This window comes from Deinococcus sp. NW-56, assembly GCF_002953415.1.
In the GTDB taxonomy this organism is placed as follows: Bacteria; Deinococcota; Deinococci; order Deinococcales; family Deinococcaceae; genus Deinococcus.
Genome location: NZ_CP026517.1, coordinates 137,796 through 158,564 on the forward strand (window position 1 = coordinate 137,796; position 20,769 = coordinate 158,564).

Here is a 20,769-nt window from a genome sequence, read left to right on the forward strand (position 1 = left end):
TGGGTGAGTGACCGAAGTTCAGGACTGACCCACCCACACGAGTCCGGCGTGCCTCCAGGCCCCCTCCCGCGCCTGACGCTTCCCAGAGCGGTGGCGAATGTCATCGAGGACGAGGCGGCCAACTGCGATACCGGTGGTGCCTTTCCGGCCGCGTCGTTCCGGGCGCTGCGGGAGGCGGGGCTGCTGACCGCCCCCCTGCCCGCGTCGCTGGGCGGCCGGGACATGAGGGGCACGGCGCTGCTGAGGCTGCTGCGGCAGATCGGCCGGGCCAGCCTGCCGGTCGGCCGGGTGTACGAGGGGCATGTCAACGCACTGAGGCTGATCGGACGCTACGGCACGCCCGCGCAACTCGCCCGCGCCGCGCGGGACGCCCACGCCGGGGCACTGTTCGGCGTGTGGAACACCGAGGATGGGCCGGGGCTGCGGCTGGTGACGGGACCAGGGGGACTCACACTCACGGGGGGCAAGACCTTCGCCTCCGGCCTGGGCCACGTCACCCGGCCCCTCCTTCCCGCCGAGGGCGAGGCGGGCCGCACGCTGGTCCTGCTGCCCACCGAGCGCGAACCGGGCATGCCCGACCCCAGCTTCTGGCAGCCGCTGGGGATGCGGGCGACGGTCTCAGGCCGGGTGGACTACACCGGGGCACGGGTGCAGGAGGACGACCTGATCGGCCAGCCCGGCGACTACTACCGCCAGCCCGAGTTCGGCGGGGGCGCCGTGCGCTTCCTGGCCGTGCAACTCGGCGGGGCCGACGCCGTGGTCGCCTCGGCGCGGGCGGTGCTGCGGCGGCTGGGGCGCGCGGAGGACGACGTGCAGCGGCTAAGGTTTGCCGAAGTGGCGGTGCGCTCGGAGGCGGCCTGGCAGCTCACCCGCGAGGCCGGGCGGCGGCTGGAGGCGTGGCCGGAGGACCGGGACCCCGCGCCCCTGCTGGCCTACGTGGCCCTGGCCCGCACCGCGACCGAGGACGCCTGCCTGCTTGCCGCCGAAGCGGCCGAGCGGGCGGTGGGTGCCCGTGGCCTGCTCGCGCCCTGGCCCACCGAGCGGCTGCTGCGCGACCTGCGGATGTACCTGCGCCAGCCTGCCCCCGACGCGGCGCGGCTGGCAGTGGGCGCCTGGCTGCTGGACGCCCCCGAGGGCACCGGGGACCCCTGGGAGGAGGCGTGAAGGGCGCGGAGACGCTGACCCCAGCCATCCTCCCCGCTCCGGTGTGGGTGGCCGCCCCGCACCCGGACGACGAGGCGCTGGGCTGCGGCGGGCTGATCGCCGCGCTGGGCGCCGCCGGGCGGGAGGCCTGGGCCTTGCTGCTCAGCGACGGGGGCCTCTCGCACCCCGGTTCCCCCAGCCATCCCCGCGAGCGGCTGACGGCGGCGCGGCTCGCGGAGTGGCAGGCAGGACTGGCCGAGCTGGGCGTGCCCGCCGCGCGGACCCGGACGCTGGGGCTGCCCGATGGGGAGTTGCACACCTGCGCGGAGGCGATCACCCAGGGCGCCCTCGCCGCCTTCCGCGAGGCCCCGCCCGGCACGCTGCTCCTCCCCTGGGCACGCGACCCCCACCCGGACCACCGGGCGGCCTGGGCGCCGCTGCTGCGGGCCGCCCGCGCCTTTCCCGGTGTCCGGCTGCTGGCCTACACGGTCTGGCTGGAGGAGCGGGGCGACCCCGCCGACCATCCCCGCTCCGGCGAGACCCGGCCGCTCACGCTGGACGTGCGGCCCTGGCTGGCCCCCAAGCGGCGGGCGATCCGGGCGCACCGCACCCAGCTCGGCCGGATCACCGACGACCCGCACGGCTTTACCCTGCCCGCGAGTCTGGTGGAGCGGGCGCTGAACGGCACCGAGACCTACCATGAGGTGCTTTCCCAGGAGGTGCCCGCATGACTCCCCCCGACGAGACCCTGAACGACGCCTACTTCGAGGACGTGTACCGGGCCAACGACGACCCCTGGGACTTCGAGACGAGCGCGTACGAGCACGCCAAATACGCCCGCACCCTCGCCGCCCTGCCCCGTGAGCGGTATGCCCGCGCCCTGGAGGTGGGCTGCTCCATCGGCGTGCTGACGGGCCTGCTGGCGGAGCGGGTAGGCGCCCTGCTGAGCGTGGACGTGAGCGAACAGGCCCTCGCCCGCGCCCGCGAGCGCAACCGGGACCGCCAGGGCGTGACCTTCGAGCGCCGCCGCCTGCCGGACGAGACCCCCGAGGGACCCTTCGACCTGATCGTGCTCTCCGAGGTGGGCTACTACTTCAGCACACGGGACCTGGAGGCGGTGCTGGACGTGTTGACCGAGCGTCTGACCCCCGGCGGTGACCTGATTCTGGTCCACTGGACGCCCTTCGTGCCCGACTACCCGCAGACGGGCGACGCGGTGCACGAGGCGGCCCTGCGCCGCACGCCTGCGCCCCTGACCCACCGCCACGGCGAGCGCCACGAGCGCTACCGGCTGGACGTGCTGAGCAAGCCGGAAGCCTGAGGGACAGGCCAGCCGTCGGGGGAGGCGGCCTGAACTTGCCCGCGCACCTCGGCCAGCGCCCGCGCGATGGGCACCGGGGGAAAGCGCCCCGTCCATAATCCGGCGCTTACGCGGGCGGCGTGGGCGGCTTCCAGCGCCAGCCCCAGGGTGGGTGCCCGCAGCGCCTCGCGCAGGGCGGCGGGGGGCGCCAGCCAGTGACCGGGGAGGCCTGCACTCCAGCCCTGGGTGCGGGCCTGCCGCAGCGCGGCCTCCGCGTGGGCGAGGGCGGCGATCTCGGCAGCGCCGGGGACCCGCCAGGCGGCCGGGTCGGCGTGCCACTCGGCGAGCTGGGTGCTCAGGCCCAGGGGAACGCGCCCATTCAGACGGGCGCTGGTGTGGACGCGGGCGTGGGGGGTCCGCCGCACCCGCAGGTCGTGGCGGCGCAGGCGCTGAATGAGCGCCACGTCCTCCAGCTGCGGCACGTCGGGCACGCCGCCCACCTCGCGGTAGGCCCGCAGGGTCAGGGCCAGGTTCGCCCCGAAGTGCTGGTGGTGCCGGGGCCAGGGGTCGAAGGGGTCGGGGTTGAGTCGCGCGGTGAGGCGCTCGGCGGCCAGGCGGTACGCCGCGTCTTGCAGGTACACCCGCCGCACCGGGCCGGGCAACCGCGCCCGTTCCTCGGCCCGCAGCAGGATGCGCCCGCAGGCGGCGTCGGCGCCCGACTGCACCGCCCGCTGCAACTGCCACAGCCAGTCTGGTGCAGGCACGCTGTCGGCATCGGTGGTCACGATCAGGCCGTGCGGATTGCCCCCCAGCCGGGCGGCGGCGAGGTCCAGTGCGGCCCGCCGTGCCCCCACCACGTTGGCGCGGCCGGGGGGCAGGGTGCAGCTCTGCACCCGCACCGGGCGACCCGTGGGGATGGCCCGCGCCGCCTGCCCCGCCGTGTCGTCGGCCGAGTTGTTGACCACGATCCAGACCTCGTACCCCTCCAGCGGCGCGCCGTTCGCCCCCACCTGCGCGGCGAGAGCGCGGACCGTTTGGCCGATCCGCTCGGCCTCGTTGCGGGCAGGCACGGCGACGACGGTGTGGAGAAGGGGCACCCGCATGGCTGGGGCGCAGGCTAGCCCAGGCGGACTCGACCAGACGGCAAGAAAAGGCGACATCTGGGGAATGGAGCGGGCAGGGGGGGCAGCGCTCCGGGGCAGTCTCCAGAACAGGGGTCCCCCTGAGCCTCAGGGGAAGCGGCGCAAATGGGGGAAAGCGGTTTCGCCCGCGCTCAGCATCACCCTTCTTGTGTCAATGCCCCAGAACGCGCTCGACGGTCCGGGGACCGATCCCCCGTTGGGGCTGCTGGAAGTCGGCGACTTTGACCCTCCGTGTGGGCGCGGCAGGTACTGTAGCGCTGTGCCCGACGCCCTCACCGACCTGTTGGCCGCCCTCGTCCGGCTGGATTCCACCAACCCGGCCCTGGTGCCGGGCGGGGCCGGGGAGGGGGCCATCGCCCAGTTCGTCGCGGCGTGGTTGACGGCCCAGGGGATCGCGGCCGACCTTGATGAGACCGCGCCGGGCCGTCCCAGCGTGATCGCGCGGGTGGGGGGTACGGGGGGTGGACGGTCGCTGCTGCTCAACGCGCACCTCGACACCGTGGGCACGGAGGGGATGGCGCGGCCCTTCGAGCCGGAGGTGCGCGGGGGCCGGATGTCCGGGCGCGGGGCCTACGACATGAAGGGGGGGCTGGCCGCCTGCCTCCTCGCCCTGCGGGACGTGCGGGACGCGGGGCTGCGCGGGGACGTGATCCTGACCGCCGTGGCCGACGAGGAACACGCCAGCCTGGGGATGCAGTCGGTCCTGAAGCGCGTCACCGCCGACGCGGCCATCGTCACCGAACCCACCGAGCTGCAGGTCTGCGTTGCGCACAAGGGCTTTACCTGGCACGAGATCACCACCCATGGCCGCGCGGCGCACGGGTCGCGCCCGGACCTCGGCGCCGATGCCATCGCCCATATGGGCCGGGTCCTGGGGCGGCTGGAGGCATTTGGACAGGACCTCGTGGCTCGGCCTCCCCATCCCCTCCTGGGGCACGGCAGCCTGCACGCCTCGCTGATCAGCGGTGGGCAGGAACTGTCGAGCTACCCGGAACGCTGCACCCTGCACCTGGAACGCCGCACCCTGCCGGGCGAAACCGCCGAGGAGGTGGCGGCGGAGATAGAGGCGCTTCTCGCTGAGTTGGGAACCGACCCGGAGTTCTACGCCGAACACCGCCTCACCCTGGCCCGTGACCCCTTTGGCGTGGACCCAGGTGCACCGGTTGTCCAGACCCTCCTTCGGGCGGCGGCGGGCGTGCTGGGTGAGGCCCCGGCCCTGATCGGTCAGACCTTCTGGATGGACTCGGCGTTTCTCGCGGCGGCAGGCATCCCCACCGCCGTGTTCGGCCCCTGCAGCGCAGGGGCCCACGCCGCTGAGGAGTGGGTGGACCTCGCCTCCGCGGAGCAGTGCCGCGCGGTGCTGACCGCCACCATCCGCGACTTCTGCGCCTGACCCCTGAAGGACGCCCCATGACCCCAGCCACCGATCCACCGCGTGCCTACTTCAATTCCGCCGTCACGACCTTTCCGGAAACGTCGGACCCTCAGCTGCTGGCCTTCCACCGCCGCCTGCCCGGTTACATGCCAACGCCGCTGGTCCGGGCGCCGCATCTCGCCGCCGCGCTCGGCGTCCGCGAGGTCTGGGTAAAGGACGAGTCGGGCCGCCTGGGGCTGCCCGCGTACAAGATCCTGGGGGCGTCGTGGGCGACGTACCGCGAGCTGGAGGCGCTCTTCGGGCCTTTCGGGCCGTGGGCGACGCCCGGTGACCTCGCCGCGCAGCTTCGGCGGCATCTGCCCCTGACCCTCGTCACCGCCACGGACGGCAACCACGGCCGGGCCGTCGCGCGGGTGGCCCGCTGGCTGGGGCTGGGAGCGCACATCCTCGTGCCGCAGGACATGGTGCCCGCCCGCATCCACGCCATCGAGGCCGAGGGGGCGCGGGTGGAGGTCGTGCCCGGCACCTACGACGAGGCGGTCGCGGCGGCAGCAAGGCTCGCGGACGCGCGGCACCTCGTCATCAGCGACACGGCCTGGGCCGGATACACCCGCGTGCCGGGGTGGGTGATCGAGGGGTACGGGACGATCTTCCGCGAGATTGACGCGCAGCTAAGGGCGTCGGGCGGCAGACCACCGGACCTCGTGGCCGTGCAGATGGGGGTGGGGGCACTCGCCACCGCCGTGGTGCGGCACTACCGGGCGCCGGGGCGAGAGGCGCGGGTGGTCGGGGTGGAGCCTACCCGCGCGGATTGCGTGCGGCGCTCGCTGGCGGCGGGGCAGCCCACGGGGGCGCCGGGACCGCACCCGTCGATCATGGCGGGCCTGAACTGCGGCCAGGTTTCGCCGCTGGCGTGGCCCTTCCTGCGCGATGGGCTGAGCGCCTCGGTCGTCATCCCCGATGCGCGGGCCGAGGAGGCGATGCGGCTGCTCGCACGGGATGGAGTGACCTCCGGGGAGAGCGGGGCGGCGGGGGCGGCCGGGCTACTGGAGCTGCTGGCGGGGGAATTGAGCGCCCAGGCACGGGAGGCGCTGGCGGTCACACCCGGCAGTACGGTGCTGGTGCTCTCGACCGAGGGCGCGACCGACCCGGACGCCTACGCCCGCATCCTGCGCGGGGAGAGCTGAGCGTGCTTGGCCCCGCCTGGGGACGGCCTCAGAGCGTCTGACCCAAGGAGGGTCATGCTGAGCGCGGGCGGAGCATCCCTCGGTCCCGTCCGTGACACCCTTCGCTGGACGCTCTGCTGCGCAGCTTCGTAAGTCAGGGTGACAAATGTTCTGACAACGGCTTTAGTTCCTCTCGGAACGGCCGCCGGGCGGTACTCCACACCTGTCCCCCGTTCGCCGCTCTCCCCTGTTAGCCGCTTGTAAGTCCGTCTCCCCACACTGCCCGCATGGCAGAACATCCCCCTCCACGGCAGGCCTCCCCTGGGCGGCCCGAATTCGTGATGTCGGTCTGGCGGGACGCCTCGGGGGCGTGGCGCGGCCGGTTGAAATCGCTGCGCGACGGCGCCGAGCGGGCGGTGGCGGATGTACGCGAGCTGCCTGGCCTGCTCGACACGCTCGCGGGACCGGAGGAGCGCCGTGCTTAAGCCCACCGGCACCGCCCTGCCCCCCCGCCGCGACCCGCCGCCCGTCCCGGTGCCGGGCATGGACGTGACCCTCGACCGCCGGGGCGTGGTCTGGGGGCTGGTCGTCGCGGCGCTTGTCACGCTCTCCATTTACCTGGGTTCGCAGCGCTTTCACGGCTTCGACGGGGCACTGGCCGGGTACGCCTTCGCCACCGTCTTCGCCATCTTCGGCATCGTGTACCGCTACGTGGTGTGGCTCCAGCGCCCGCCCACCCGGACCTACTGGCGGCGGGGCTGGGAGCTGTTCTGGCAGCCGGGGCAGCGCCTGCGCAACACCGGCTTCTTTTTCAAGATGGGCTGGGAAAAGATGATCGAGCAGCGCTTTATCCGCAAGCGGTCACGGGACCGCTGGCTGGCGCACCAGCTCATCTTCTGGGGCTGCTTGATCGCCATCGCGATCACGTTCCCGCTCACCTTCGGCTGGCTGCGCTTCGAGAGCGACTTTACCAACCCCAGCGACTACCTGATCGTGCTGTTCGGGCAAAGGCTGGAGTTCTTCACCTTCCCGGCCCGCAGCCTGCTGGGCTGGCTGATCATGCACGGGCTGAACATCGCCGCCGTGCTGTGCCTCGCGGGCATCGCGCTGATCCTGGGCCGCCGCATCAAGGATCAGGCGGAAGTCTCCACCCAGCGCTTCGACAACGACATCATGCCCTTGATCCTGCTGTTCGCGGTGTCGGTCACGGGCATGTTCCTGACGGTCAGCAACATGTTTATCGAGGGCAAGTTCTACTACTTCCTCACGACCATCCACGCCGTGACGGTGTACCTGTGGCTGCTGTACCTGCCGTTCGGCAAGTTCTTCCACATCTTCCAGCGCATCGCCAACCTCGGCGTGTGGTTCTACAAGGCCGCCGGGGCCAACGGGCCGCAGGCCGCCTGCGCCCGCTGCGGCACGGAATACACCTCGGAACTTCAGCGCGGGGACCTCAAGGCGATGCTGCCGGAGCTGGGCTTTGACTACCGCCACGGACAGGTGGACAACTGGCAGAACCTCTGCCCGAGCTGCCGCCGCAAGCTGATGACCCTCAACCAGTTCGCCGTGACCGGCAAGGAGTTCATGTGAGGGCGCCTGCGGCGCCGTCCAAAGGTCAAGGGTCTAAGCGCCAGGAACCCATGTCCCCGACCCTCTTAGACCCTCCGACTCTTCGACCCTTAGACCCCTCCGAAGGAGGCCAACATGGCTAAACCCCCCCTGTCCCGCGAGGACTATCTCGACCTGTACGGCCCCACCCTGCACTACACGCCCCCCGGCGGCTTCCGCACGGTGGACGACTACGACGACCTGGTGGACACCCACTGCTGCTTTTGCGGGCAGCAGTGCGGGATCAAGCTCAAGGTCAAGGACAACGCCGTCGTGGGCTTCGAACCCCGCTACGAGTTCCCCTTCAACCGGGGCAAGCTGTGCCCCAAGGGCATCAAGCGCTACCTGCAAGGCTCGCACCCCGACCGCCTGCTGCACCCCATGCGCCGCACGCCGACGGGTTACGAGCGCATCACCTGGGACGAGGCGCTCTCGGAGACGGTCGCCAAGATTCAGGAGATTCAGGCGAAGTACGGCAAGGACTCGTTTGCCATGCTCTCGGGCGTCTCGCTGACGAACGAGAAGAGCTACCTCGTGGGCAAGTTCGCCCGCCTCGCCCTCCAGACGGCCAACCTCGACTACAACGGGCGGCTGTGCATGGTGTCGGCGGGGGCCGGGAACAAGAAGGCCTACGGGATTGACCGTTCCTCCAACCACTGGGAGGACATCACCCAGGCGAAGGTCATCTTCATCATCGGGACGAACATCGCCGAGTGCTTCCCGATCACGACCGACTACATCTGGCGGGCGCGGGACAACGGCGCGAAGATCATCTACGCCGACCCCCGCATGGTGCCGATGGCCCGCACCGCCGACCTGTTCCTGCCGCTGCGGGTCGGCAGCGACTCCGCGCTCCTGATGGCGATGCTGCACGTGCTGATCCGCGACCGTCTGATCGACGAGGAGTTCATTCGCAACCACACGGTGGGGTTCGAGGAGACGGCCGACGCCGTGAGCAACGCGACCCCGGAATGGGCCGCCGAGATCACCGGGATTCCCGCCGAGAAGATCGAGCTGGCCGCCCGCTGGTACGGCGAGGCCGAGACGGGCATGATCCTGCACGCGCGGGGGCTGGAGCACCAGACCAAGGGCGTGGACAACGTGGTGAGCTGCGCGAACCTCGCGCTGGCGACCGGCAAGATCGGCAAGCCCGGCTGCGGCCACTCCACGATCACCGGGCAGGGCAACGGCCAGGGCGGACGCGAGCACGGGCACAAGTGTGACCAGCTCCCCGGCAACCGTGACATCACCAATCCCGAGCACCGCAAGTACATCGCCGAGGTGTGGGGCTGCCCGGAGGAGGAGATTCCCGGCAAGGGCCTGACCGCGCAGGAGATTCTGAACGCGATCCACGCGGGCGAGATCAAGGGGCTGCTCAGCCTGTGCTTCAACCCGCTCGTCTCGCTCCCCGACGCGAACTTCAACCGCGAGGCGCTGGACAAGCTGGAGCACTACACGGTGATCGACTTTTTCCTCTCGGAAACCGCCCAGCACGCCGACATCGTGCTGCCCGGCTCGCTGCACGAGGAGGACGAGGGCACGTCCACCAGCGGCGAGGGCCGGGTGATCAAGATCAACGCGCCCGTCACCCCGCCCGGCGAGGCCCGGCGCGACTGGGAAATCATGCTGGACATAGCGAACCGGCTGGGGCGCGGCAAGTACTTCCAGTACACCTCCACCCGCGAGATCTTCGAGGAACTGCGCCTCGCCTCGCGCGGGGGCACCGCCGACTACTCGGGCATCACCTGGGACAAGGTGGTGAACACCATGGGCGTCTTCTGGCCCGCTCCGCAGGTCACCGAGCGCGGCAAGACCACCATGAACATCGCGGAACTCGACAGCCTGCACCCCGGCACGCCGAGGCTCTACGAGGGCGGCAAGTTCTACCACGCCGACGGCAAGGCCCGTTTCAACGCGGTGAAGTGGCGCGAGAGCGGCGAAGTCGTGGATGAGGAGTACCCGATCTGGTTCACGACGGGCCGCGTGGTCAGCCAGTACCTCAGCGGCACCCAGACCCGGCGCATCGGGCCGCTGGTGGACCAGTTCCCGCATCCGAGGCTGGAGATTCACCCGCGCATGGCGAAGCAACTCGGCATTGCGACCGACGACTGGGTGACCGTGCAGACCCGCCGGGGCGAGGTCATCATCCAGGCAAACGTGGTGAACACCATCCGGCCCGACACGGTCTTCATGGCCTACCACTGGGGCGGCAAGGAAAGCGCCAACCTGCTGACCCAGCGGGCGCTCGATCCCGTGTCCAAGATTCCCGAGTTCAAGGTGTCGGCCTGCCGGGTGCGCCTCGCCACGCCCGAGGAGCAGGCCGAGGGCGAGCGGGTGAAGGCCGCCAGCGCCCGCACCGAGAAGAACCTGCCCGCCGGGTACGGGCTGAACGCCCGCCGTCAGGAGCTGCGCCGATGAGCGACCTTCGCTTTTTCATCGACCCCATCCGCTGCATCGGCTGCAAGGCGTGCATGCAGGCGTGCTCGGAGTGCGCCACGCACCGGGGCAAGTCGATGATCCACCTCGAACACATCGAGCGGGGAACCTCGACCCAGACGGCCCCGATGGTGTGCATGCACTGCGACCTGCCGACCTGCGCGGCGGTGTGCCCCGCCGACGCGATCAAGCGCACCGAGGACGGCATCGTGCAGTCCAGCCAGGCGCCGCGCTGCATCGGGTGCTCGAACTGCGTGAACGCCTGCCCCTTCGGCGTGCCGCGCTACTACCCGGAAATCGACCAGATGCTCAAGTGCGACATGTGCTACGACCGCACCTCCATCGGGCAAAAGCCGATGTGCGCGAGCGTGTGTCCCAGTGAGGCGCTGTTCTACGGCACGCTGGAGGAATTCCAGGCCCGGCGCAAGGGCACCCCGAAAAACACCTTCCAGTTCGGGGCGCAGACGATCACGACCAAGGTGTTCATCGTGCTGCCGGAAGGCGAGATCGGCCTCGACATGGACGTGATCTCGCATATGGACGCCCGCTTCGAGCCGGACGCCTTCGACCACCTCGACCCCTTCGCCCATCTGGAGCCGCTGCCGCAGGCCCAGGGAGGTCTGCTGTGACCAAGTCCGGCAAGAAAAAGATTCTCAAGCACCCTCCCCACTGGAAAGACGACTTCAGCGTGGACTGGGACGAGACCGACTACGTCTCGCGGCGCGAGTTCACCCGATTCCTGGGCCTGAGCAGCGTGGGGATGGCGGTGGGCACCACCCTGATCGCGGGGGTCGGCAGCGCGGTGAAGCCCGTGCGCGAGGCCCAACCGCTGCGTCTGGGGCGGGTGGAGGAGTTCCAGCCCGGCACCTCCAAGGCCTTCGAGTTCCCGGAAAAGGGGCAGTATTCGCTCCTCGTGCGGCATGAGGACGGCACCTTCAGCGCCTACGGTCAAAAGTGCCCGCACCTGGGCTGCGCGGTGTACTACGAGCCCGAGGAGAAGGTGCTGGAGTGCCCCTGTCACGAGGGCTTCTTCAACGCGAAGACGGGCGACGTGATCGCGGGACCGCCACAGCGCGGGCTGAACGTGGTGGAGCTGGAAGTGCGGGACGGCGAGCTGTGGGCCGTGGGAGGTGGTGGGCATTGACCCGCTCTGACCTTCAGGAACCCAGGTCGCCCCGCCCCGAGTTGCAGCACCGGGACACCCGGATCAGTGAGTTGCCCAGTCAGCCGCGCACCGGGCCGCCCCCGGTCAGCCGCCCGAAGCCCCGCTATGCCCAGCGCAGCCTGATCGTGGGGGTGCTGTTCGCCTTCTGCCTGGTGTTCTGGACGATTCAGCTCTTCGTGCTGATGACGGCGCTGGACGCGGCGCTGGGCGGCGAGCGGGAACTGCTGTGGCCCAGCGCGATTTCCAGCGTGCTGCTGGCCGCGCTGACCGTGTGGCTGGTGCGGCTGATTCCGCAAGAGCCGCGCACCGACGACTGACCTTCCCCCTTCCGTAAGGAGTCCGAATGACCACCTCCAAGCCCAGTGCCCCCCGTTCCTCGACCTGGCTGCCCCGCTGGGAACCCAACGACCCCACCTTCTGGGAAGATGAGGGCAAGGCGCGGGCGTGGCGCACCCTGTGGGTGACCACCTTCTCGCTGACGCTGGCCTTCGCGGTGTGGTTCATGGTGTCGGCCATCGTGGTGCGGCTCAACGACATCGGCTTTAACTTCAGCGCGAATCAACTGTTCTGGCTGACCGCCATGCCGGGGCTGGCGGCGGGCACGACCCGGCTGATCCACATGTTCCTGGTGCCCATGTACGGCTCGCGGCACACGCTAACGCTGGGCACGCTGAGCCTGCTGATTCCGGCGGTGGGCTGGGGCATCGCGGTGCAGAATCCGCAGACCTCCTTTACCACCTTCATGGTGCTCGCCTTCCTGGCGGGGCTGGGCGGCGGCAACTTCAGCTCGTTCATGCCCTCGACCAGCCTGTTTTTCCCCAAGAAGATGCAGGGCACCGCGCTGGGCATTCAGGCGGGGATCGGCAACTTCGGGGTGTCGCTGGTGCAGTTCCTGACGCCGCTGCTGATCACCGCCGGGGCCTTTGCGGTCGTGGGCGGCGGGCAGGCGGTCACCGCCGGGCCGCAGGCGGGGGGCACCCTCTACCTGCAAAACGCGGCGTGGTTCTACGTGCCGCTGCTGCTGATCGCAGCGGGGCTGACCTGGACACAGATTCGCAGCGTGCCCATCAAGGCCAACTTCGGGCAGCAGTTCGCCATCTTCGGGGACAAGCACACCTGGATCATGACCTCGATCTACATGATGACCTTCGGGGCCTTTTCGGGGCTCTCGGCGGCCTTTCCCCTCCTGATCAAGAACCTGTACGGCGGCTTCGAGGGGGCACCGCTGCCCCTCAAGTTCGCCTTCCTGGGGCCACTGATCGGCTCGACCATCCGGGTGCTGTTCGGGCTGATCGCGGACAAGACGGGCGGAGCCATCCTGACTTCTGTGAGTGCCATTGGGATGGCGGTCTCGGCGCTGCTGGTCGCCAACTACGTCACGCCCACCAGCCTGGATCAGTTTCCCTACTTCGTGGCGACCATGCTGGGCATCTTCTTCTTCAGCGGGATCGGCAACGCGAGCACCTTCCGGCAGATGCCGATCATCTTCAACCCCCCGCAATCGGCGGGCGTGATCGGGTGGACGGCCGCCATCGCCGCCTTCGGCCCCTTTATCGTGAGCATGCTGATCAGCACGGTCACGGTGGCGACTGGCAACGTCAAACCCTTCTTCTACGGGCTGGCCGCATTTTGCCTCTTCAACCTCTTGCTCAACTGGTACTTCTACGGGCGCAAGGGGGCCGAGAAGCCGAGCTGAGGCGGGGGCACCGGGGAGGGTGGGGGCGCACGGCTACCCCACCCTCCTTCTGGTGTCTGCGGGGAGAGCTACACTCCGGCCATGGCTGAAGCGCTGCTGAAGACCGTGAGCTGGGCGACGGACGTGCTGAGCCGTGATCCCCGGCAGCTCTTTCACGTGGTGCGGGTGCTGCTCTCGGACCTGCGGCGGGTCACGGGCATGGACGCCGCCGAGCTGTACCTCGCGGACCCGGCGCAGACCTGCCTGATGCTCAGCGGGTACTCCGGGCAGGACCAGGGGACCTTTTCCGAGCGGCGCGTCTTCGCCTTCGGGGAGGGGTTTCCGGGGCTGGTGGCGGCGGGGCGGGGGGCGGTGGAGACGGCGGACCTGGGCCGCGACGAGCGGTTCGTGCGGGACGGGGTGCGGGCGCTGGGCTACCGGGGCTTCCTGAGCCTGCCGCTGCTGCTGCCGCACGCGGTGGTGGGGGTGCTGACCCTCGCCACGCGCGAGCCTGCGCGGCTGGGGGAGGCGCGGGCACAGATGGCCTTTTGTGCACCGCTGCTGGCGGCCAGCCTGTACGCGGTGATGACCTCGCTGGGCGAGCGCACGCTGGCGCGGGTGCGGCAGGCCCGCACCCCGCGCGAGCGGGCGCTGGCCCTGCTGGAAGACACCCTGGACGCCACCTCCGGCCTGCGGGCCACCCTGCGGCCCCTGGACGGCGAGCCTGTGGAGACGCACCCGCAGCAGATGGCCCCCTGCGAGGCGCAGGGGTGCCCCGCCCGGCGCGGGCAGGTCTGCGTGTCGGGCGTAAGCGACCTGCACTGCCCGGCTCTGCCGGACGCGGAGACGCCCGGCACCCCGCACACCGTCTGCCTGCCCCTCTGGGACGGTGGGGAGGTGCGGGCGGTCGCCTCGGTGCAGTTCCCGGTGCGCGGGGCGGTCGGAACAGGTGGGATGGTCGGCAGCGAGACGGCTGCCCCGCTGCTGTGGCTCAGCCGCTTCGCGGCCGGGGAACTCGGCCTGTCGCCCGCGCCCGCCGAGGCCCCGGACACGCCGTGGCTGGAAGTCGAGACCTTCGGGGCCTTCCGGGCGCGCCGGGGGGGCGAGTGGCTCTCGCCCAGGGACTTCCGGCGGCGGCAGGCCTACCAGCTCTTCAAACTGCTGGTCACCCGCTGGGGCCGCCCGCTGCACGCGGACGAGCTGTGTGAGGCGCTGTGGCCCGGCGAGGGCGGCGGGAGCGAGAAGGCGCTCGCGCGGCTGCACGTCACCCTCAATGCGCTGCGGCAGGTGGTGGAGCCCCAGGGCAGGCGTGGGCAGGTTATCGTGCGCGACGGCCCCAGCTACCGCTTTGCCCCGGCCCTCCCCTACCGCCTCGACGCCGAGGAGTTCGAGACCCTGGTGCGCGAGGCCGACCGGTTGGAGGGCGCGGCGGCGGTCGCGGGCTACGAGCGGGCGCTGCGGCTTTACCGGGGCCACTACCTCGAGGACGACCCCTACGCCGACCTCCTCGCGCTGGAACGCGACTACCTGCGCGAACTCGCCGTGCGCTCGCTGCTGCGCTGCGCCGAGGAGCAGGAGGCCGCCGGGCAGACGCAGGCCGCGCTGGCCTCCTACTCGCACCTGCTGACCTTAGACCCCCTGCACTTCGAGGCGCACGAGGCGTTGATCGACGTGCTGCTGCGCCGGGGCCAGGTGGAGGACGCCCGCGCCCGCTGGGAGCGCTACGCCCAGGCCTATGGGGGCCAGCCGCCGCGCCCCGCGCCATGACGCCGCCCGGCCTCTCCCTGCGGGGGCGGCACACCGCGCACCTGCCGGGGGGCACCCGCGCGGCCCTGCGCGAGCTGCTGGACCTCGTCTATGAGGGCGACTTCAGCAGCGACGACTGGGACCACGCGCTGGGGGGCCTGCACACCCTGGCCTGGCTGGACGGGCGGCTGGTCGGGCACGCGGCCCTGGTGGGGCGGGCCTTTCTGCTCGGGGACACGCCCCGGCGGGTGGGCTACCTGGAGGCGATGGGCGTGCATCCGGCGGCGCAGCGGCGCGGCATCGGCCGGGCCATCCTGCGGCGGGTCAACCTTCAGGTGGCGCGGGGGTACGACCTCGGGGCGCTGAGCTCAAGCGACGAGGGACTCGCCCTGTACCGGGCGGGGGGCTGGGCCGTGTGGCGCGGGCCGCTGGGGGTGATGACACCGGGGGGGATCGTCCCCACGCCGGAGGAAGCGGGCGGCGTCCTGGTGTACGCGCCCGCCGGGAACCTCAACCTGACTCTGCCGCTGACCTGCGACTTCCGGGGCGGGGACGTGTGGTGAGGGGCGACCCGCCTCAGCCCGGTTCCCAGTAGCGCTCGCCCGCGCAGTCGCGGCACAGCGTTTCACCTGGGGACGTGACCTCCCGCCCGTTGATGATCTCCTCGCCGCAGCGGTCGCACACCGTCCGCACCCCCGCCACGCTGATCAGCGCCGCGAGGTCGAGGGTCAGGCGCACGGGCTGCACGGTCAGCAGCGCCTCGTCGAGCCAGGTCTGGTAGGCGGCCATATAGGCGTCCCAGCGTTTCTGGCCGTCCGGACGACCTTCGCGGACGCGGGCACGCAGGTCGGGACGGGGGGCGATGCGGACGGCCCGGCCGGTCTTGGTGTCCACGAAGGTCGCCGCCACCTTGCCGTGGTCGACCAGCCGCATCGTGCGGCGGCCCAGCCAGCAGCCGCTCGCCACCGACACGCCGTCCGCGAAGCAGCCGTCGGTCTCCACGAAGACGAGCACCCGCTTGTCGCTGCGCGGAAAGTCCAACCCCAGCCACTCCCCGGCTTTCAAACCGATGCGGGCGCCCAGCACCTGCCGGGGGCAGAGGTGACGGTGCAGGGCCGCACTCTGCTCCAGCAGCGCGGGCAGCCGTTCCAGGCGGGGAGGCGCGGGGGCGGTCACCGCTCCCCCACCCCGGCCTCGTCGGTCTCGCCGCTGTTGTCGGTCTCGGCCCCGGCGGGGCCAGGCTGGGTGGGGGGCGGCGCGTCGGCTTCCGGGGAGGTGTCGCTGGGCCAGCTCTCGGGAATCACGGAATCGGGCTGGGGGCGGTTCGGGTCACGGGGGTCGGTCATGGCGGAGGCTCCTTGCGGGGGGTCAGGTGTGGACGGCGTCGCCGTCGATATTGGCCTGGAGGTGGGGCGCGGCACGGTTCATCATCCGCATGATGGTGAACTGCATCCAGACCACCGAGATCAGGGTAATCACGAACACGACGAAGAAGGTGCTCTGGGGAAAGCCCAGCGCGTTCTTCGCGTAGGCGAACAGCGGGGTCAGGAAGAAGCCGCCCAGGCCGCCCAGCATCCCGACCAGGCCGCCCACCGCGCCCACGTCCTTCGGAAAATACTCCGGAATGTGCTTGTAGACGGCGGCCTTGCCCACGCCCATCCCCACCCCGACGAGGAAGAGCAGCGCGGTAAAGGGCCACACGCCCAGCGCGAAGTGCATCACCTCGCGGGTGGTCACGCTTCCCCCGTCGCCGGGCACATACAGCACGATGTGGCCGCTGGGCATCATCATCACGCCGAGGGAAAGCAGCATCAACCCGAAGGCGCCGTAGGTCGCCGCCCGCGCCCCGTAGCGGTCGCTGAGGTAGCCGCCCAGGGGGCGCAGCAGGCTGGCCGGAAAGATAAACAGCGCGGTGAGCAGCGCCGCCGCCTGGAGGCTCAGGCCGTACACGTCCACGTAATACTTGGGCATCCACGCGGCGAGGGCCACGTACGCCCCGAAAAAGACCACGTAGTACAGCCCGAAGCGCCACACCCGCACGTCGCGCAGCGGGCGCAGCATGTCCGCGAGGCGCCGCCCCTGCCCCGGAAAGCGGTCCACGCGCGGGGCGAGCGCGAGGACGGTCAGGCCCATCAGCACCAGCAGGCACCCGTAGATGAAGGGCACGCCGCGCCAGCCGCCCGGCATCAGGCCGCCCAGGAGCCCGGCGGCGGGCAGCGAGGCGATCAGGGCCGGGCCGATAAACTTGGTGACCGACGCCCCCACGTTCCCGGCCCCGAAGACGCCCAGCGCCGCGCCCTGCTGCTCGCGCGGAAACCACACGCTGTTCCAGGCGATCCCCACCGAGAAGCTGTTGCCCGCGAAGCCCACCAGAAAGGCGAGCGCGAGCAGCGCCGGGTAGCTCTGCACGGACGCGATCAGGAAACAGGGGATGGCCGTGAGCAGCAGCATGGTGCCCAGCACCCGCTTGCCGCCCAGGCGGTCGGTGATGATTCCGGCGGGCAGACGCCAGAACGAGCCGTTGAGCACCGCCACCGCCGTCAGCCACGAGAGCTGCACGTCGGTCAGGCCGAACTCCTGGCGAATGGGCAACCCCAGGATGCCGAACATCAGCCACACCGCGAACATCAGCGTGAACGCGGCAGTCGAGAGCGTCAGCACCCGGCGGCGGTCCCGAACCTCGGTCGCCCCGGCCTGCGGGAGGGTGGTCATGGGTCCATCGTCCGGGGCGGGACTTACAAAGCGTTAACAAGCCCCAGCCACTTCAGAGCGCCGACCCGGTTCCGGCCAGCACGCGGGGAAACAGGACCTCTTCCTGAAGCTGAATGTGGTCCCGCAGCGTGTGGCCCAGCGCGGCGGCGTGGCTCTGGAGGGTTTGACGCTCGGCCAGACTCAAGCCCGGTGCCCCCTTCTCCAGAAGCGCGAGACCGTCGTCCAGGCTGCCCAGCAAGGCCGTGTGCTCCTCGCGCAGCAGGTCGATCGGTCCCTGAAGGTGCAGGCCGAGCGGCACCTGTGCCGGGCGCCCCGCCGCGAGGTGGTGCAGGGCCGGGAGGAACATCACGTCCTCCTTGAGAAGGTGGGTCTCCACCCCATCTGCGAGGTCGCTCCAGACGCGCTGCACCCGCACCCGCTCGGGGCACGGCGGGGTGCTGGCCCCACCCAGTGCCTCCAGGCCAACCTTCAGCCTGTTGAGGGCGGCGACGAGTGGCCCGGCACCGGCGCTCTCCAGTTCGCAAGGAGATTCCTGGGGCGGAGGAACGGACGAACAGCTCCGGGTGGACACAACCTCTCCTTTCTGGACCCCGCGTCCAGAGCGCGTGGCTGCCTCGACGCTAGGCCCGCTAAAACTGGATGTCAAGGTCCAGAATTACCTGGAAAGCCTGGGGTGCCGTTGATGGTCACCCGCTCCCTTACGACAGCCGCCCCGCCGGGCGATGAGCCGAACGCGAAAGCGCCTGAAGCGTCCGGTGACCCAGGACGGCATCCCAGGGGCGACGCTACGGGGCGAAGCCCCACCACCCCCACCCGGCGCGACGCGCCACAGGAGAACCCCATGAGTCAGAAAGACCACCGCGAGATCTACGCCCGCACCGAGGACGGCGGCGTGCAGTTTGCCGCCAGCGCCGACCGCTGGCACCTCTACGAGGACTATGTCCACCTCGCGCCGCACCACCGGGGAGGCGACCTCCTGCGCTTCGAGGCCAACCTCAAGCCCTTCGTGGACGATCCCAGCCGTCAGGCGCTGGTGATCATCGACATGCAGAACGACTTCTGCTCGCCGGGCGGGTGGACCGACGCCTCGGGGCTGGACTACGGGCGCTGCCGCCGGGCGATTCCCGGCGTGGCCCGCGCGTTGGAGGTCGCCCGCGAGCGCGAGATGTGGGTGATCTGGGTATACTGGCACAACCGCCCCGACCTGCGGAACCTCGGGGCGCCCACCCTCTACTCCTTCAAGCACACCCCGGACCAGCGCGGCATCGGGCAGGAACTGGCGCACGGGCCGGTGCTCACCGAGGGGTCGTGGGGCGCCCGCATGGTGGACGACCTGCTGCCGCTGATGCAGGAGCAGGACATCCACATCGAGAAGGTGCGCATGAACGGCTTTTTCGGCACCCACCTCGATCAGGTGCTGCGAACCCAGGGGATCGAGACCCTCCTGTTCGCGGGGGTCAACGTTGACCAGTGCGTGACCTCCACGATGGAGGAGGCGTATTTCCGGGATTACAACGCCGTGCTGCTGGAAGACGCCTGCGCGACCTCCAGCCCGGACTTCTGCTACGACGCGGTCGTGTTCAACGCCCGCAACTGCTGGGGCTTTTCCATGACGACCGAGCAGCTTGCGGCGGCAACGCCCTTCGTGGCCCAGGGGGAGGAAGGGGCCGGGTCATAACGCGGCTGCGGGTGCTGGCCGACTGTTCGGCCGCCGCGCCGGATGCGGGCACCCACCCCCAGCGGCGGGGACAGAGGCGGGAAAAGAACGCGGTCTTCTACTGCCCTGCGCCCTGAGCACGGGCCTGCAGCACCTCCCCGGCCGCCCGCTCGCCGCTTTCCACGGCGCCGTCCATGTAATTCATCCACGTTCGGGCGGTCTCGGCCCCGGCCCAGTGCAGGCGGCCCACCGGCTCACGCAGGGCCGGGCCGTAGCCGGTCCAGGTCCCCGGTCCGAAGAGGGCACCGTAGCACCCCCCGCTGTAGGGGTCGGCCATCCAGCCGGATTCCGCCGTCTCCAGCGGCGTCCGCGCCTGCGGGCCGAACAGCCGCGCGAGGCTCTCCAGCGCCAACTCGCGGCGCCGCGCCTCCCCGGCCTCCATCAGCGCCCGCGCCTCGCCGCCCTCGATAAAGCCCAGCAGCACGCCCGGCGTGCCCTGCGGCGGGCTGGTGTCGAAGGTGACCGTCACCGGTCCCCGGTCGCTGAGGCTCTGGCCGCTCAGCCCGGCTTCCCGCCAGAAGGGACGGTCGTAGACGGCCAGGAACTTGACCACCGCGCCCATCGGGAGCCGCTGCTGAAGCTGGGCGCGGCGGGCGGGCAGCGGTGGGTCGAAGGGCACCCCCGCGAGCAGGGCCGGGGGCACCGCGAGGACGGCGTGGGGGGCGTGGTGCTCGCCGCCCGGAGTCTCCAGGGTGACGCCCCACGCATCCTGCCGCACCCGCATCACCGGGGAACCCAGCCGCACGTCGGGCAGCCCGTCCGCGAGCCGCTGGGCGAGGCCCTGCGCTCCGCCCAGCACCCGGTCTTGCAGGGCGTGGCCGCGCGTCAGGGTGTGGCCCTCGATACCGCCGCCGTGGGCCGTGTAGGTCAGGGCGTGCAGCAGGCTGAACTCGGCCGCGTCCGCGCTGAACACGGCGCCCGCGTAGAGCCGCAGCAGGGCACGGGTCTGGGGGGTGCGGGCGTGGCGGATGATCCACGACTCGAAGGTCTGGGCATCGAGGGCCGCCGCGTCGGGAGCGCTCCAGGGGGCGTCCCGGGGGATCTGGCGGGCCAGCGCCTCAAACCTGGCGACCACGCGGGCGTAGTCCAGCAGCACCTGTGGGGGCAGCGGCGGCACCAGGCCCCGGTAGCGCCGGGTGCGGCCCCGCAGGTGGGCGAGGTGATCGCCGTCGTCATAGGTGGGATAGACCTCCAGCCGCAGTTCCCGGATGAGGGCCATCACGTGCGGCTGATTGGGGCCGACCCACTGCCCGCCCAGGTCCACGCCCACGCCGGCCACCGGGAGACGCACCGTGTGGGTGCGGCCCCCCACCCGGTCCCGCGCTTCGAGCACCCGCACCCGGCACCCGGCCCCGGTCAGGCGGTGCGCCGCCGTCAGCCCGGCCAGCCCCGCCCCGACCACCAGCACGTCCGTCTCCTGGGGAGTCATGCATGAGCGTACCGCGTGGAGAGGCGAGCGCTCAACGGCCTTCCGGAAGGCCCGGGGAAGCCGGGACACGGGCCGTGTTCGTCGCAAAAAGAACAGGTCTGGGAGAGGAGGAAACGGCGCGTCAGGCGCAAAAAGCGAGGCGTGCTTCCCCCAGC

At 71.0% G+C, this 20,769-nt stretch carries 21 protein-coding genes; 15 read left to right on the plus strand and 6 right to left on the minus strand.

Going from position 1 to position 20,769, the window contains the following annotated elements; translation table 11 throughout:
• The first annotated feature begins 3 nt into the window (after positions 1-3).
• The 3 genes from C3K08_RS14500 to C3K08_RS14510 are packed head-to-tail and all read left to right on the plus strand — an operon-like array spanning position 4 to position 2,464.
• Complete coding sequence (locus C3K08_RS14500; RefSeq protein ID WP_234009257.1) at positions 4-1,164, plus strand: acyl-CoA dehydrogenase family protein; 1,161 nt, start codon at positions 4-6, stop codon at positions 1,162-1,164.
• Positions 1,161-1,874, plus strand: coding sequence for a PIG-L deacetylase family protein (locus C3K08_RS14505; protein ID WP_199777060.1), 714 nt, complete (start codon positions 1,161-1,163; stop codon positions 1,872-1,874). Before C3K08_RS14500 ends, C3K08_RS14505 begins: the two co-directional genes overlap by 4 nt.
• Positions 1,871-2,464 carry a class I SAM-dependent methyltransferase gene (locus tag C3K08_RS14510; protein WP_104992185.1) on the plus strand — a complete coding sequence of 198 codons (594 nt, stop codon included), beginning with the start codon at positions 1,871-1,873 and terminating at the stop codon, positions 2,462-2,464. The genes C3K08_RS14505 and C3K08_RS14510 overlap by 4 nt, the downstream gene beginning before the upstream one ends.
• On the opposite strand, the gene C3K08_RS14515 is transcribed toward C3K08_RS14510, so the two are convergent.
• On the minus strand, positions 2,428-3,546 hold the full coding sequence (locus C3K08_RS14515) for a glycosyltransferase family 2 protein (protein ID WP_104992186.1): 1,119 nt from the start codon (positions 3,544-3,546) through the stop codon (positions 2,428-2,430). The genes C3K08_RS14510 and C3K08_RS14515 overlap by 37 nt on opposite strands.
• 298 nt (positions 3,547-3,844) lie before the next feature.
• Between C3K08_RS14515 and C3K08_RS14520 the strand changes: the two genes are divergently transcribed.
• From C3K08_RS14520 to C3K08_RS14570, 11 genes are all read left to right on the plus strand, one after another.
• Positions 3,845-4,978: an ArgE/DapE family deacylase gene (locus tag C3K08_RS14520; protein ID WP_104992187.1), complete on the plus strand. Its 1,134-nt coding sequence runs from the start codon at positions 3,845-3,847 to the stop codon at positions 4,976-4,978.
• A 17-nt stretch (positions 4,979-4,995) separates the two neighbouring features.
• Positions 4,996-6,147: a diaminopropionate ammonia-lyase gene (locus C3K08_RS14525; RefSeq protein WP_104992188.1), complete on the plus strand. Its 1,152-nt coding sequence runs from the start codon at positions 4,996-4,998 to the stop codon at positions 6,145-6,147.
• A gap of 266 nt (positions 6,148-6,413) precedes the next feature.
• Entirely contained in the window at positions 6,414-6,611 is a 198-nt protein-coding gene (locus tag C3K08_RS14530) for a hypothetical protein (protein WP_104992189.1), read from the plus strand.
• Positions 6,604-7,716, plus strand: a complete 1,113-nt coding sequence (locus C3K08_RS14535; RefSeq protein ID WP_104992190.1) for an MFS transporter — start codon at positions 6,604-6,606, stop codon at positions 7,714-7,716. The genes C3K08_RS14530 and C3K08_RS14535 overlap by 8 nt, the downstream gene beginning before the upstream one ends.
• A 114-nt stretch (positions 7,717-7,830) precedes the next feature.
• The gene (locus tag C3K08_RS14540; protein WP_104992191.1) at positions 7,831-10,152 is read left to right on the plus strand and encodes a molybdopterin oxidoreductase family protein; all 2,322 of its coding nucleotides are present in this window, start codon (positions 7,831-7,833) and stop codon (positions 10,150-10,152) included.
• Positions 10,149-10,799, plus strand: coding sequence for a 4Fe-4S dicluster domain-containing protein (locus C3K08_RS14545; protein ID WP_104992192.1), 651 nt, complete (start codon positions 10,149-10,151; stop codon positions 10,797-10,799). The genes C3K08_RS14540 and C3K08_RS14545 overlap by 4 nt, the downstream gene beginning before the upstream one ends.
• Complete coding sequence (locus C3K08_RS14550) at positions 10,796-11,314, plus strand: ubiquinol-cytochrome c reductase iron-sulfur subunit (protein ID WP_104992193.1); 519 nt, start codon at positions 10,796-10,798, stop codon at positions 11,312-11,314. Before C3K08_RS14545 ends, C3K08_RS14550 begins: the two co-directional genes overlap by 4 nt.
• Positions 11,311-11,652, plus strand: coding sequence for a DUF6755 family protein (locus tag C3K08_RS14555; protein WP_158679958.1), 342 nt, complete (start codon positions 11,311-11,313; stop codon positions 11,650-11,652). The genes C3K08_RS14550 and C3K08_RS14555 overlap by 4 nt, the downstream gene beginning before the upstream one ends.
• A gap of 26 nt (positions 11,653-11,678) precedes the next feature.
• Entirely contained in the window at positions 11,679-13,031 is a 1,353-nt protein-coding gene (locus C3K08_RS14560) for an MFS transporter (RefSeq protein ID WP_104992195.1), read from the plus strand.
• 81 nt (positions 13,032-13,112) lie between these two features.
• Entirely contained in the window at positions 13,113-14,777 is a 1,665-nt protein-coding gene (locus tag C3K08_RS14565) for a GAF domain-containing protein (RefSeq protein WP_104992196.1), read from the plus strand.
• Entirely contained in the window at positions 14,774-15,319 is a 546-nt protein-coding gene (locus C3K08_RS14570) for a GNAT family N-acetyltransferase (RefSeq protein WP_104992197.1), read from the plus strand. Before C3K08_RS14565 ends, C3K08_RS14570 begins: the two co-directional genes overlap by 4 nt.
• A 13-nt stretch (positions 15,320-15,332) precedes the next feature.
• Here C3K08_RS14570 and C3K08_RS14575 read toward each other — a convergent pair whose 3' ends face one another.
• The 4 genes from C3K08_RS14575 to C3K08_RS14585 are packed head-to-tail and all read right to left on the minus strand — an operon-like array spanning position 15,333 to position 18,039.
• Entirely contained in the window at positions 15,333-15,932 is a 600-nt protein-coding gene (locus C3K08_RS14575) for an FmdE family protein (RefSeq protein ID WP_104992198.1), read from the minus strand.
• Entirely contained in the window at positions 15,929-16,102 is a 174-nt protein-coding gene (locus C3K08_RS18010; RefSeq protein ID WP_158679959.1) for a hypothetical protein, read from the minus strand. Before C3K08_RS18010 ends, C3K08_RS14575 begins: the two co-directional genes overlap by 4 nt.
• Positions 16,103-16,124: 22 nt before the next feature.
• Positions 16,125-17,468, minus strand: a complete 1,344-nt coding sequence (locus C3K08_RS14580; RefSeq protein ID WP_104992199.1) for a nitrate/nitrite transporter — start codon at positions 17,466-17,468, stop codon at positions 16,125-16,127.
• 52 nt (positions 17,469-17,520) lie between these two features.
• Positions 17,521-18,039 carry a hemerythrin domain-containing protein gene (locus tag C3K08_RS14585; protein WP_158679961.1) on the minus strand — a complete coding sequence of 173 codons (519 nt, stop codon included), beginning with the start codon at positions 18,037-18,039 and terminating at the stop codon, positions 17,521-17,523.
• Between the two features lie 270 nt (positions 18,040-18,309).
• On the opposite strand from C3K08_RS14585, the gene C3K08_RS14590 reads away from it, so the two are divergent.
• Positions 18,310-19,146, plus strand: a complete 837-nt coding sequence (locus tag C3K08_RS14590) for a cysteine hydrolase family protein (protein WP_104992201.1) — start codon at positions 18,310-18,312, stop codon at positions 19,144-19,146.
• 97 nt (positions 19,147-19,243) lie between these two features.
• On the opposite strand, the gene C3K08_RS14595 is transcribed toward C3K08_RS14590, so the two are convergent.
• On the minus strand, positions 19,244-20,614 hold the full coding sequence (locus C3K08_RS14595) for a flavin monoamine oxidase family protein (protein WP_104992202.1): 1,371 nt from the start codon (positions 20,612-20,614) through the stop codon (positions 19,244-19,246).
• Between the last annotated feature and the right edge of the window lie 155 nt (positions 20,615-20,769).

Excerpts from the sequence above, each read along its gene's own strand:
- C3K08_RS14510 (WP_104992185.1), top strand. The coding sequence starts at position 1,871 with ATGACTCCCCCCGACGAGACCCTGAACGACGCCTACTTCGAGGACGTG.
- C3K08_RS14515 (WP_104992186.1), bottom strand. The coding sequence starts at position 3,546 with ATGCGGGTGCCCCTTCTCCACACCGTCGTCGCCGTGCCTGCCCGCAAC.
- C3K08_RS14525 (WP_104992188.1), top strand. The coding sequence starts at position 4,996 with ATGACCCCAGCCACCGATCCACCGCGTGCCTACTTCAATTCCGCCGTC.
- C3K08_RS14530 (WP_104992189.1), top strand. The coding sequence starts at position 6,414 with ATGGCAGAACATCCCCCTCCACGGCAGGCCTCCCCTGGGCGGCCCGAA.
- C3K08_RS14540 (WP_104992191.1), top strand. The coding sequence starts at position 7,831 with ATGGCTAAACCCCCCCTGTCCCGCGAGGACTATCTCGACCTGTACGGC.
- C3K08_RS14545 (WP_104992192.1), top strand. The coding sequence starts at position 10,149 with ATGAGCGACCTTCGCTTTTTCATCGACCCCATCCGCTGCATCGGCTGC.
- C3K08_RS14560 (WP_104992195.1), top strand. The coding sequence starts at position 11,679 with ATGACCACCTCCAAGCCCAGTGCCCCCCGTTCCTCGACCTGGCTGCCC.
- C3K08_RS14565 (WP_104992196.1), top strand. The coding sequence starts at position 13,113 with ATGGCTGAAGCGCTGCTGAAGACCGTGAGCTGGGCGACGGACGTGCTG.
- C3K08_RS14570 (WP_104992197.1), top strand. The coding sequence starts at position 14,774 with ATGACGCCGCCCGGCCTCTCCCTGCGGGGGCGGCACACCGCGCACCTG.
- C3K08_RS18010 (WP_158679959.1), bottom strand. The coding sequence starts at position 16,102 with ATGACCGACCCCCGTGACCCGAACCGCCCCCAGCCCGATTCCGTGATT.
- C3K08_RS14580 (WP_104992199.1), bottom strand. The coding sequence starts at position 17,468 with ATGACCACCCTCCCGCAGGCCGGGGCGACCGAGGTTCGGGACCGCCGC.
- C3K08_RS14590 (WP_104992201.1), top strand. The coding sequence starts at position 18,310 with ATGAGTCAGAAAGACCACCGCGAGATCTACGCCCGCACCGAGGACGGC.
- C3K08_RS14595 (WP_104992202.1), bottom strand. The coding sequence starts at position 20,614 with ATGACTCCCCAGGAGACGGACGTGCTGGTGGTCGGGGCGGGGCTGGCC.